The organism is Phocaeicola plebeius, assembly GCF_003437535.1.
Lineage (GTDB): Bacteria > Bacteroidota > Bacteroidia > Bacteroidales > Bacteroidaceae > Phocaeicola > Phocaeicola plebeius_A.
Window position 1 is genome coordinate 25,295 of record NZ_QSQT01000030.1, and the last position, 13,112, is coordinate 38,406.

At 45.4% G+C, this 13,112-nt stretch carries 9 protein-coding genes; 1 reads left to right on the top strand and 8 read right to left on the bottom strand.

What is annotated here, in order from left to right; all coding sequences use genetic code 11:
• Positions 1 to 51: 51 nt before the first annotated feature.
• The 7 genes from DXD04_RS13580 to DXD04_RS13610 all read right to left on the bottom strand — a co-directional run bounded on the left by DXD04_RS13580 (position 52) and on the right by DXD04_RS13610 (position 9,743).
• On the bottom strand, positions 52 to 1,338 hold the full coding sequence (locus DXD04_RS13580; RefSeq protein ID WP_117673782.1) for a histidine-type phosphatase: 1,287 nt from the start codon (positions 1,336 to 1,338) through the stop codon (positions 52 to 54).
• Between the two features lie 133 nt (positions 1,339 to 1,471).
• Entirely contained in the window at positions 1,472 to 4,840 is a 3,369-nt protein-coding gene (gene mfd / locus DXD04_RS13585) for a transcription-repair coupling factor (RefSeq protein ID WP_117673783.1), read from the bottom strand.
• 84 nt (positions 4,841 to 4,924) lie between these two features.
• Positions 4,925 to 7,357, bottom strand: coding sequence for a TonB-dependent receptor (locus DXD04_RS13590; protein WP_117673784.1), 2,433 nt, complete (start codon positions 7,355 to 7,357; stop codon positions 4,925 to 4,927).
• Entirely contained in the window at positions 7,347 to 8,312 is a 966-nt protein-coding gene (locus DXD04_RS13595; protein WP_117673785.1) for a FecR family protein, read from the bottom strand. The genes DXD04_RS13590 and DXD04_RS13595 overlap by 11 nt, the downstream gene beginning before the upstream one ends.
• Positions 8,313 to 8,316: 4 nt before the next feature.
• Positions 8,317 to 8,874, bottom strand: a complete 558-nt coding sequence (locus DXD04_RS13600; RefSeq protein ID WP_117673786.1) for an RNA polymerase sigma-70 factor — start codon at positions 8,872 to 8,874, stop codon at positions 8,317 to 8,319.
• A gap of 25 nt (positions 8,875 to 8,899) precedes the next feature.
• Positions 8,900 to 9,529 (bottom strand): hypothetical protein, encoded by a 630-nt coding sequence (locus DXD04_RS13605; RefSeq protein ID WP_117673787.1) that lies wholly within the window; start codon positions 9,527 to 9,529, stop codon positions 8,900 to 8,902.
• A gap of 19 nt (positions 9,530 to 9,548) precedes the next feature.
• Positions 9,549 to 9,743 carry a hypothetical protein gene (locus DXD04_RS13610; RefSeq protein ID WP_117673788.1) on the bottom strand — a complete coding sequence of 65 codons (195 nt, stop codon included), beginning with the start codon at positions 9,741 to 9,743 and terminating at the stop codon, positions 9,549 to 9,551.
• A 143-nt stretch (positions 9,744 to 9,886) separates the two neighbouring features.
• Here DXD04_RS13610 and DXD04_RS13615 point away from each other — a divergent pair, with 143 nt between their 5' ends.
• Positions 9,887 to 12,010 carry a tetratricopeptide repeat protein gene (locus DXD04_RS13615; protein ID WP_259299563.1) on the top strand — a complete coding sequence of 708 codons (2,124 nt, stop codon included), beginning with the start codon at positions 9,887 to 9,889 and terminating at the stop codon, positions 12,008 to 12,010.
• A 45-nt stretch (positions 12,011 to 12,055) separates the two neighbouring features.
• Here the strand turns inward: DXD04_RS13615 and coaW are convergent, their stop codons facing one another.
• The gene (gene coaW / locus DXD04_RS13620) at positions 12,056 to 12,892 is read right to left on the bottom strand and encodes a type II pantothenate kinase (RefSeq protein ID WP_117673790.1); all 837 of its coding nucleotides are present in this window, start codon (positions 12,890 to 12,892) and stop codon (positions 12,056 to 12,058) included.
• Positions 12,893 to 13,112 lie beyond the last annotated feature (220 nt).

Sequence of the window (13,112 nt, forward strand, 5' to 3'; positions counted from 1 at the left end):
TCCAGGCCCAGCCCGCAAATACCTCTTTTTACAAACATATTACAAATGCGATTATTTATCTTTACTTTCTGGAAGGGAAATTCCTTTTACAACCCGCTTCCAATATTCCCTTACATCGCTCCAATGATAATAAGGTGAGACATCCGTCCGCAAGGGAAGTGTGACTTCACGTTCATTCAGCAGTAATTTCACCAAAATATCCTGATTGCCTTGTTTTCGATAGAAAATAAGCTGGACATTGCCACACATCGGAATCAGGCGATAAGTGCGATATGTATCTGCTATCTTATTCCAATCGACAGTCTCCTTTTGCAGTGCGTTCATTCCCATCAGCGTGGCCAATGGAGCCAGGTTCGTGTCATGCCCGTAACGTAATGTCACCGCATTTTTCCGGGAAGCAATTACCGTATCAGCTGTTTCTATAAAATTATTCAGCAGATTTCGTTCCAGCTTATACATGCACGTATCGCTCAATGGAGAAGGCCCTTTTTCGTAATACCATTCAAAATTATTCCGCTGCCACAAATCATACTGTTCTTCGGGAGTAAATAAAAAAGAAAGATCCGGTTGGTTGTAACTACTTTGACTGATGCCATGAAGTTCGAACAAATCCATCATCAGTTTCACGGCATCCACATGCTTTTCCACGTAAACAGAGTCACGGAACATCTGTTTCATCAATCGCTCCGGATGTACATACACACTGTCGGCAGCACGATACACGGAATCCACATTCTCCAAATGCTGTGCTTCATACAAGGGATTCTTATACTTTATATAATAAGCATCCGCCTCACTGGTCTGTGTCGTAACATTCAGTTTAGGATTCAAGCCTTTCAATTCCACACATCCGGCAGCCATGGAAAGAAAAGCACGGGTCTTGTATGTGGAGCGTGCATCCACATGCGTACCGTCACTGAACACCTCCGGGTAACGGTGGAACATCCGGTCTATCAGCTCCCGATGCTGCTGCGCTCCTTTCGGAGTCAACTCTCCATAACGCCCCTCTGCCTCCTGGGCCAGAGAAGCCACCACCTTCAGCACACACTTTCCATCAGGAGTCAATACTCCCTCCTCGTCTGCTTCAAGAAGGAGTGACAACGGCGCGGCATACTTCTTCTCTTTTGTAAGATACCGGGAACCATGCCGGGCAAACATGGATATATAAAAAGGTTCATACCCTGCAGGAGCCGGAGTCAACTTCTCCTCCGGAGCCTGATAAGCATAATATTTTCCTGCAGCCAATGCCGGATTCTTTCCAATCTCCTCACGTGCACTTTGTCCCTGCATCCACAAAGGAAAAGCCAGGAACAGCACAATCCATCCTCTTTTCTTCATATATTTTCCAAATTTTAGGCGCGAAGTTACACCATTACTCCACTTAATTCCCTCTTATGTAGCTTGGAAAATCATGAAAACACTTCCCATGAAACAGAAATGAAATCCCCTTGTCACTGCTTTGAGAAACCGGCTACTTTGCTTCGATGCTGACAATTTCCTGCAAGATGCTTACTGCACTCTTCACATCTGTCACTTTCGATACTACCATGCTGCGACGCCCGTTCTGCTCTCTCAGATTACAATAACGAGGATTCTTGGCCATGTATTCAATAAACTTGCCAAAAGCCACACTCTGATAATACGGACTGTCCAGGTTGCTGACGAAGTAGAGCGTCATCCGTTCTGCCTTCAATACCACTTTTTCTACGCCCAAACGCTTGGCCAGACGTCTCAACGGAACAATACGCAGCAACTCTTCACCTTCTGGCGGTATTTTTCCGAAACGGTCAACCAGCTTGGCCTTAAAGGTTTCCACATCCTTATCCAGTTCAAGCTTATCCAGTTCACGATACAGCAACATTCGCTCACTGCTGCTCGGAATGTACTCATTCGGGAAGAGCAACTCCAGGTCACTTTCCACCGTACATTCATCCACAAACTCCTCTCCGCTGATTTTTTCTTCACCCGCTTTGATTTCCTCGGCATACAAATCAGCAAATTCCTCATTTTTCAGTTCAGTAACCGCTTCATTCAGAATCTTCTGATAAGTTTCATATCCCAAGTCTGCAATAAAACCACTCTGTTCTGCCCCCAACATATTTCCAGCTCCACGGATATCCAAATCCTGCATGGCAATGTGAATGCCACTGCCCAAATCACTGAAATTCTCAATGGCCTGCAAACGGCGTCTGGCTTCCGGTGTAAGCGATGACAAAGGTGGTGCCAGCAAATAGCAGAATGCTTTCTTATTGCCTCGTCCCACTCGTCCGCGCATCTGGTGCAAGTCGCTCAATCCAAAATTCTGCGCCTGATTGATAATGATGGTGTTGGCATTGGGTATGTCAATTCCACTCTCAATAATCGTCGTGGCCAACAATACATCATAATCGTAATTGACAAAGTCAAAGATAATCTTTTCCAACTCTTCCGGTTGCATCTGTCCGTGCCCGATACATACCCGGCAATCCGGTATATTCCGCAGAATCATCGCCTTCAGTTCCACCAGATTCTGAATACGGTTGTTCACAAAGAAAACCTGCCCGTTGCGGCTCATTTCAAAATTGATAGCTTCGGATATAATTTCTTCATTGAATGTATGTACTTCCGTCTGAATAGGGTAACGGTTAGGAGGAGGTGTCTGGATGACCGACAAGTCTCTAGCCCCCATCAAAGAGAACTGAAGGGTACGCGGAATAGGTGTAGCCGTCAATGTCAGCGTATCTACATTGACCTTCAACTGGCGAAGCTTTTCTTTTACGCTTACACCGAACTTCTGCTCCTCGTCAATGATAAGCAGACCCAAATCCTTGAATTTAACACTTTTGCCAATAATCTTATGCGTACCGATAAGGATATTGATTTTTCCGTCGGCCAACTCTTTCAGAATACGACTTGTATCCTTTGCCGTACGTGCCCGGCTCAGGTATTCCACCTTACAAGGCATATCCTCCAGACGTTTCTTGAAAGTCTGGAAATGCTGGTAAGCCAGTACCGTAGTCGGCACCAACACCGCTACCTGCTTGTTGTCGGTCACTGCCTTAAATGCAGCACGGATAGCGACCTCCGTCTTACCAAAACCCACGTCACCACAAACGAGACGGTCCATCGGCTTATCACTCTCCATATCCGCCTTTACTTCCTGAGTAGCCTTCAACTGGTCCGGAGTATCTTCATACAAGAAACTGGCCTCCAGTTCGTGCTGTAAAAAGCTGTCCGGGCTATATTTAAACCCTTTCTCCTGTTTACGCTGAGAATAAAGTTTAATCAAATCACGGGCAATATCCTTGATTTTCGTCTTCGTCCGTTCCTTGATTTTTTCCCATGCTCCTGTGCCCAGCTTACTGATACGGGGCTGTTCCCCTTCTTTTCCTTTGTACTTGGAAATTTTATGTAATGAATGAATGGATACAAACACCACATCCTCATTCTGATACACCAGTTTGATGACCTCCTGCGTAGTATTTCCGTTCGGAATACGCACCAGACCTGCAAAGCGCCCGATACCGTGGTCAATATGTACCACATAATCGCCCGGTTCAAACATGTTCAGTTCCTTGAGCGACAATGCCACTTTTCCACTACGTGCCTTGTCACTGCGAAGGTTGTATTTATGGAATCGGTCAAAAATCTGATGGTCCGTAAACACACAAACCCGCAACGCATGGTCCACAAACCCTTCATGCAACGTACGGTCTACCGGTTCAAAGGTAATGTCATCGCCTCTTTCCTTAAAAATATCTTTCAGACGTTCCGTCTGCTTCATGCTGTCCGAGCAGATATACAGACGGTATTTCCGTTGCAGAAAATCGGTGAAAGAACTTGCAACCAAATCAAAATTCTTGTGGAAAATTGGTTGTACGGAGGTCTCGAACGACAAGCGTGCCTGCGGAGTTCCTAAGGCCTTATGTCCGAAATCTATCCGGAAGAAATCAAGGGCACGCACCGTGAATTCGGCTCCGTCAATCAGTTTCTTGGACAAATTCATCAGTTCCGTCTGCTCGCCTTCATACGCTTTCAGCGCCTGAGGAGAAACTGCCTCATCGTGTACGACCTGAATACGTTCGCGCACCCAGAGCAAGTCTTTTACCCATAGTGTAGCGTCCTTATCCACGAAATCCAGAAAACAGATATCCGCTCCTTCCGTTCCTGAAAGTTCAGGTACAATACAGATAGAATCTTTCTTTTCTTTCGACAACTGAGTTTCTACTTCAAACGTACGCAAACTGTCTATCTCATCTCCGAAAAAGTCAATTCGGTAAGGATATTCCGATGCAAAAGAATACACGTCAAGAATGCTGCCGCGCAAGGCAAACTGTCCCGGCTCATAGACATAGTCCACATGCTCAAACCCATACTTGGAAAGCGTCTCCATCAGTTTGACCGTATCTTCCTGCTGTCCCACTTTCAGGGTCAGCATCGCATCCGAGAGTCGTTTCCGCGAAACCACTTTCTCAGCCAAAGCTTCCGGATAAGTAACTACCGTGACCGGCTTCTTCTGCTCCAGTCTGCTCAGCACTTCCGTGCGAAGAATTTCATTGGCTGCATCTTTCTGTCCGTATTTGATGGCACGACGGTAAGAAGACGGGAAAAACAGGACATCAGCCTCTCCGTCCACCTGCACCAGGTCATGGTAAAAATACCCAGCTTCCTCCAAATCGTTCAGTATAAACACATGAATTCCCGGCATCGTCTTGACCGATACCGAAGCAAACAAGGAAGCACACGAACCGTGCACACCTTCCAAATAAACAGTCTTTATATCCTTATTTTTACGTAAAGAAGCCAAGCCTGCCACATTAGGATGCTTGGCATATACCTCTTGAAGCTCTTTTATACTCATTGTCTCATCAATAGATGCTGCAAAAATAATCAATCTCGTTTGAATATGCGCACAAAAAGGAAAGAATACAACGGCAACTCTTCCTTAAAATTTAAAGCTGAGACTTCCGTACGGCAAACAGTTGCCACTCCAGTGCACGGAATAAAAACTCAGAATATCTTCTTCAGAAGGGTTTCCCACGACATTATATACACCCAAACGAAGCAAGAGCAATTTATCGCCGAATGATTTCCGGTAAGAATAGCCCACATCCACCCGATAATTCAGCGGCTCACGCTTTTCACGAAATTCTTCTACCGACAAAGGCTCATAATCTTCATTCAAGAACCGGACTTCTCCGGAACGCAACATCCCTCCAACAGAGAAAGAAGAACGAGTCGTCAACTGATACGACAAGGCTCCCCCCAACTGATGAGGTACATCGTACAAAGAGGGCACCTTCCCTTTTTCCGGCAACTCACCAAACCACTCTCGGCTTCGAGAGTAAGCATACGACAGTTGCAGGCTCCAACGCTTCCAGTGCTGATACAAATATCCCTTTACCCCATAACTGTCTCCATTACCTACCATCAAGTATTTCTGCCATCCCTCATCTTCAACCCATGTGTCCGGACGCAAGGCCAGTACATTCCGCCTCGTTTTATAGTACACAGAGACTTCACACTGTCCTGAATTCATAAAATGCTTCCATCCCATCTCATAATGCTCGGAAGAGCGAGGCTTGAAACCGTCAATGCTGGGCATTCTGAAGTCCGTAGGCAAAGAAAAGCTGTCAAAACGAAGGAAATGATAAAACTGCTCCATCTTCGAAAAGTTCAGATAAAGCAGATTTTTCTCCGATGGGAAATATTTCACTGACAAACGCGGCTGAATGCTATAATACGACCGATGATGCTGTGGGCAATAGGCCACCCCATGTACCCCCACCTGCACAGAGAATTCCGGAGATATACGCAACAGGTTGTCATAATAAACCGATATCTGATTCACCGGCTCATGCCGTACCCGCATCTCCTCACCTTGCGAAACCAAATCGTAGACTTCATACGCATATTTCACTCCCCAACGTGCATGATAGAGATTCTCCAGCGAATAGCTAAAATCCGTCGTCACGTTGAGCGACTTGATACCGCTATGTACATATCCGTCCGTATCCTCTTTTATCTCTCCCATATAAGCGCGGTTGGTATGGGCAGAATAAAATACCGCTGTCGAATTTCCCAATCTACCCTTCTGTGTGGCAAACGAGAGCTGATAGGCCTGATTGTCCCAACGCAGTACCGACACATTTTCACCGTTTTCCTCAATGGGTAAATGATAATCATCCCGGGCTCCATATGCCAGGAAGTTAAGGGTAGTAACGGGAGAAAAATTATACGACAGCTTGGCATTGTAATCATAAGTGGAATGGTTCAAGCGATTTTCTTCCGACAAAAGACTATCGAAAAAATCAAGCCAGCTTCTGCGTGCCCCGACCATGTACGACAGTTTATTCTTGATAATCGGCCCCTCAAGCATGACGGATGCAGCCGGCATGTCCAACGTCAAGGTACGCACATGCTCTTTCTTATTTCCCTCTTTCAGATTAACTTCCGTAACCGACGAAATCCGTCCCTCCAAAGGAGTCGGAAAGAAACCTTTATGAAAGACCATATTCTTCACGGCATCCCCGTTGAACACGGGCAAAAGCGAACTGAAATGTCCGGGATGAAACACGGGTACGCCATCCAGCAACAGCAAGTTCTCATCGTATCCGCCCCCGTCGACCATAAAATTCTGTCCGGCCAAAGAAGAAGTCACCCCCGGCAGAATCCATATCTGCGAGAACAGGTCTCCCCCACTAAAAGCCAACAAATTAGACGGAGTCAGTTCTCCCAGTTCATTTTCCCGTTTACCCGACTCCACGGTAATTTCTTCTATCTCAAACAACAATGGTTTCATACGGGTACGGATAAAACAGTCTCTCGTCACCCGGACCGACTGCACCTGCGGAGTGTAGCCCATGTAAGAAGTTTTCACTGTGTATGTTCCTTCGGGTACATGCAGGCGGAAAATCCCTTTTCCATTCGAAATGGTATTCCATTGCTTTCCATCCTTATCCTCCAGTGTCACTACCGCACCATACAAACGTTCTTCACTGTCCACTTCGGACACCGTACCGCTGACATCATAACTTTCAATCTTCCGTGCATGAACCACCAGTTTGCGAGGAGGTACAAAAGCAACTTTCACCTGATAACCGGAGAGGATACGATGCAAAAGTTCTTCTACCGTCATTCTCCCTCCCGGTGCTATCCGGCGCACCTCACCTAACTCCATCTGTGCAGGATTATATGAAAGCACGATTCCCGTACTTTTTTCAATCCATTCAAACCACTGCAATACGGTAGCGGAAGAGGAGTTCACTTGTATCCACTCTTCCGCTACCGTATTCGCTGATTTGACTTCCTGCCCCCATGCTTCCGGTCGTGCAACCATGCACATCCACAGCAAGAGAAGCAGCCATTTACTTTTCATATAACCTGTAATGTTTTCCTTTCACCAATGTCTCGCATTTACATCCACAAAGAAAAGCCACTTCTCCGGCTATGTCCGGCTCATTGCTGTTTATCCGGGTCGTAATCAGATTTTTCTCCAACCCTTCGGCCAAATCAATCTGTATACCTGTCTTTTCCCGAATCACCTTCACCACTTCCGTAATGGGTGCCTGCTCAAAAATCAGTACCGAATCGTCCACGCCGAATACATCCTGCGGACGAAGAATCGTATCTGCTTTCAAGACACCCCCTTTCAGTTCCGCCTTTTCATTGGCTTGAATCACCACTTCATGTTCAGCAGATTCCACACGCACCTTTCCGGTTTTAACAAATACTCCGGCTTTTTCTTTCTGTGCCACATCTACCAAAAACGAAGTTCCAAGTACTTCTACATCCAGAAAGTCAGTTTTCACCCTAAAAGGAATTCCATGCATCTTTTTCACCTGAAAGAAAGCCTTTCCTTTCAATGTGGTCATCCTTCCTTTTTCTTTATCCGAAAAATAATAAGACAATGTAGCCTCTGGATATAAAATCACCTCTGAGCTATCGGGCAAAACTATCTGCTTTACTGTTCTATCCGCATTGGCATAATACAAGCCCTCTTCTGCCGGTGCACGGAACAGATAAAAGGCACCGATGCCCAGCAACACCAATAACGAAGCTGCCACGGAAAGGAAAAAGGTCATCTTCCGTTCGAATGTCATTGCCCGTGTCCGGTTTTCCAGACGCGGCTCAATTTTGGCCCAGGCTTTATCCGCATCAAAATGAATTTCTTCCGCAGTCCTTACCGGAGCCTGCATCAGCTTGTGCATCTGTTCAAACTCCTGTCGATGAGCCGCAATCCATGTGTCCAGTTCCTTTTGCTGAACAAGACTTAGCGGTTCACCCGCAAAATAACGGGCCAGCAGTTGGTCTATATCTTCCTTGTTATTCATGGTCTTATTCACAATTTATAATAATGGACAAAATAATGGCAGCCACCGTTACCAACAGCGCGCCATGCGCTGCCACATACGCACGAAGCAGCTTGATAGCCTTTGTCATCTGGTTTTCTACTGTTTTCTCTGATACCTCCAACTTCTCAGCTATTTCACGATATTTCAACCCCTGAAGCTTGGCCAGTAAAAAAACGTCCTTGCATCTGGGAGGAAGAGTATCCAATGCCGAGTCCAATATATCCTGAAGCGTCTTACCTTCTTCAGGGGTTTCATCCGGCATACAACTGGCAGAAGCCGGATGATCATCTATCGACACCGTATCTTCCTTACGCTTCCGCAGAAAGGATACGCAACTGTTTCTCACGGAGGTAGTCATATAGGCAGCAAACTCCTTCTCAGGCATGCCATCCAGTCGTTTGTTCCATACGCTGATAAACAGTTCCTGCACAATATCTTCCGCGTCGTCCTGGTCAGAAACATATCCATAGGCTATACGGCACAGCCTTGAATAATGTTCCTGAAACCGGGATTTGAATATGTCCTTTCTATCGGCTCTCATTATATGATTCCGTCAATACGAATAATCAGAATTTCAAACTTACACCAGCTGTCAAAAAGCCTTTATTTCCTAATCCGGCTTCTACAAAACCGCCAATCCGGTCATTTCCTACCCTCAAGGCAATCGGATTTACCTGATAAGCGAACGAAGTGCTCAAATCTGCTTTCTTTGCAGCCTTCTTTCCGGCATCCGTCAAAGCAGTTTCTTTGTGACGACTCAGGTTAACACCGGCAGCAGCCGTTCCGTACAATTCAAACAAGCCTCTTTTATAATATACAAATTCTGCAGCCGGAAGAATCAGGAAATTCACATTACTTTCTTTCAATGAAGGGGCCTGTTCACCAGCCAATGCCAGTTTACTGTTGGAAGTAGAAAAGCCCAAATCTGTTCCTACCTTGAAACGGCCTAACGAATAGCGGTAACCAAATCCATACACCAAACTGTAGTTTTCATCCGTACGCTTGCTTCCTGTCACGGCATCTGCCAATCCCATTCCCAATATATCCACCGATCCTTGTGTCAGTCCGTCACTGACAGACAAACGTATTTCGTGTTTATTTTCAGAAGGAGTAAAACCTTTACTATGTTCCTGTCCTTTTACCAGATTTGTACTTGCTAACACACACAAAGATAAAGCAATCAATTGAATTTTCATAATGTCTAGTTTTTTAGTTTTAAAAAAGTCTTACGTTTAATTTCTCTGTTGTTTCACCTGGCCGGGTGTTTTTGTCTTCATAACGCGCATCTTTGGTAAAACCCCTATTCGAAAAACCATTTTTTTGAAAAAAAATCTCCAGCCAACATTCAGACTCTAAAAACGAGAAAGAAACAGAAACTTTTTCGGCTATATTTTTTTCATTTGCAGACATACGACGGATAAAAAGTAAGAAATAATTATTACTTTTGCCTACAAGAAAAAGGTTTTTAAAAGGTATTTTTCTGATTGTATTTTTAAGACTTCTGAAACGACATCATGCATAAGGAAATCATTCAACTGTTAAACGAGAAAAGATTGAAAGAAGCATTCACCCAGATTAAGGAAGCTGCAGCCACACTTAACAACTGGGAACTAAAGTCGCAGATTGAAACCCAACAAACGACTTATGAGTACATGCTTCAATACATGGCAATGGGCACACAAGACCCGCAGCGCGAAGCGATTTACAATCAGTTGCTTTGCAAGGGATATGAACTGGCAGACAAGACGTATTTCCTGAAAGAATGGGATAAGGCGTATGGCTATTTTGCCGACACATTCCGCAAGTTCGCCCAAACCCCTCCACACTCATTCAAGGAACTCGATTTCATGCTGGAAGCAGCTAAACGCACATTCGACATGTCGCAAGTCAACAAAGAAGAAGTGCAGAGAATACACAGTTATACGTTGCATGAGCACACCATCGATGAGCTGTTCAACAAGATATGGGTCTCTACACAATGGAGTGAAGAAGACTACCAGGAAGCACGTGAACTTCTGTTCTCACCATCCATGGCTGCCAACGACAAAGCTGTAATGATAAGTGCCGTCACCCTCAACCTGCTCCAGCTTTTTGACAGCCGGAAATTCCTGCTGTTACTCATAGCTTATCAGCAAACCAAGGAACCGACCGTGACCCAACGGGCATTGACGGGGATTGCCCTTGCAGCTTACTTCCAGGCTGACCGGATAAACCTGTATCCGGAATTGGTCTCTGCATTGAAACTGATGGAAGATGACCCTGCTGCCTTGAAACAATTGCACGACATACAAATCATCTTCCTCCTTTCACGCGAAACAGAGAAGATAGACAAGAAAATGAAGGAAGAAATTATTCCTCAAATGATGCGCAATCCCAATCTCAGAAATCCGGAATCAAAAGTCATCGAAATAGAAGACATAGAAGATCTCAACCCGGAATGGCAGAAAGACCTGGAACAGATAAACAGCCACATCCGTGAACTGGGAGAGTTGCAACTGGAAGGGGCCGACACCTACATGACTGCCTTTTCACAACTCAAGACCTTCCCGTTCTTTCAGGAAGCAGCCCACTGGTTTTACCTGTTCAGCATGAAAGTGCCCGACTTGTACCAGATTTATAAAGACAAAGCATTCGATGAGAAATCGTTGTTAGGTATGGTTGTCAACTCTCAAATGTTCTGCGACTCGGACAAATACTCTTTCTGCCTGGCCATGCAGTCACTTCCTGCCGACCAGCAGACCTTCATGCGCTCCAAATTAAATGGAGAAGACTCGATATTCAATGATCTTAAGATCAGCGAAAATCCGACAGAACAGAAAATCAACTACATACAACGGCAATACATCCACAATCTATATCGCTTCTATAAACTGTGGAAATTCAAACAGGAAATGCAAGACATTTTCCGTGAGAAACTGGATTTCTGGAACAATCCTCTGCTCCGTCCTTTGATACTGAAAGGAACGTATCACGGTCAGATTACAGACTACCTCTTCTCAAAGGGATACATGAAAGAAGCCGCCGAACTTTATGAAAGTCTGGCCCAACAGAATCCGGCCAACGCAGAAACCTGGCAGAAATTAGGATTTGCCTACCAGAAAAGCAAACTTTATGACAAGGCGGTTAAAGCTTACCTGCAGGCAGATACGATAAAACCCAACCATTTATGGACGCTCAAGCATCTGGCTCAATGCCACAAGCTGTCGGGTGATTATTCTCAGGCAGCCTTCTGCTTCCAGAAAGTGCTTGAATTTGACCCTGACAACCTACACATCCTGATGCAAACCGGTCAATGCCTTGCGGCACTGAAGAATTATCCGGAGGCCATTAAGGTATTCTATAAGGTAGAATTCCTGGAAACACATCCGGAAAAGGCACGACGCGCCATCGGCTGGTGCTATTTCATGTCCGGTAAATACGAAGAAGCTGTCCGGATGTACGATAAGTTGCTTGCTCTGGAAAATCCACAAGCCAACGACTGGCTGAACTCAGGTCACGTGTATCTGGCTATGGGGAACATACCTCAGGCGTTAACTCACTACCGGAAAGCGGAAACGGCCTGCAAATCGGATGAGGAGTTCATCTCACAGTTCTTGGCTGACAAGGATGCACTGACGGCACAAGGCCTGTCGGAAAGCCAGGTTTACCTGATGGCTGACATCCTGCGGCAGAAATAACGGAAACACAAGATTCCCCAATAGAAACAAGTCCGATAAGGCCCATCACCTTACCGGACTTGTTTCTATTTTCTTAAAATAAGCCAATGCGGCTCCTATGGCCGTCTGATATTCCGCATTTGCCGGAATGATAAAACGTACATCGTACATCTGTGCAATGGTATCGAAAACCGGACGGCACTGGGGCAACTGGGTCAGATTTCCAATCAACACAAAATCACGGATTCCCATTTCCAGCGCTGAAAGTACGGCTGCCTGTCCGATGGACTGCAACACCATGTGCATCAAGCCCAACGCCAAATCTTCGGAAGACACATTGTTATCCAACTTACCCAATAAGGAAGCCGTGGCATCAAGTGGCAATCCGGGCAAAGAAGTCTGACAAATATCTTGAATCTGCAAGTCCACATTCTGCAAATTACCCTTTCCAGCCAGTTCTGACACCCACAGAATGTCCTGCGTATGCAATAACAAACGCGACAGTCCCATCAGTGTGCCTCCCCCGATACCGATTCCGCCTACATGGCGAATCTTTTCATGTTCCACCTTCACAAAGGAAGTACCCGTTCCCATACTCACCACCATGATCCGGTCTAGCCCCGTAGCATACTGGGCACTCAGACCGTTGGCAATAAACTCATCCGTACGAGCCGTAGGCAGACCGTACAAGGGCTGCTGAATGTATGAACTTCCTACTCCGGTCAGCATTACCTGCTCCACCTCCGAAAGCTGGATAGAATGGTCGTATATATATTTCCCGAATGCACCAAACAGCGAAGTGACAGGGTCCTTGGCAGTGACAAACATCGGATTTCTGATTTCACCGTCTTTCACCCCGACAATCTTGGTAGTGCTTCCTCCTACATCAATTCCTATAATCATAATTCTTAAATCAGGTTGTTTTTTACAATAACGGGCACAAGTCTACAAACTTTTTTCGGGATAACAGGCACTTCAACTGCTTTTTTTATAAAAATTAGAAGGTTCACAATATATTCTTCCCAAACGCAAAAAACAACACTTTTTAATTTTACACAAGGCTTCCAACCACTGTAGTGTACTAAATAAGTTGACACAATTTATTTAGTAACATGCGTAAAAA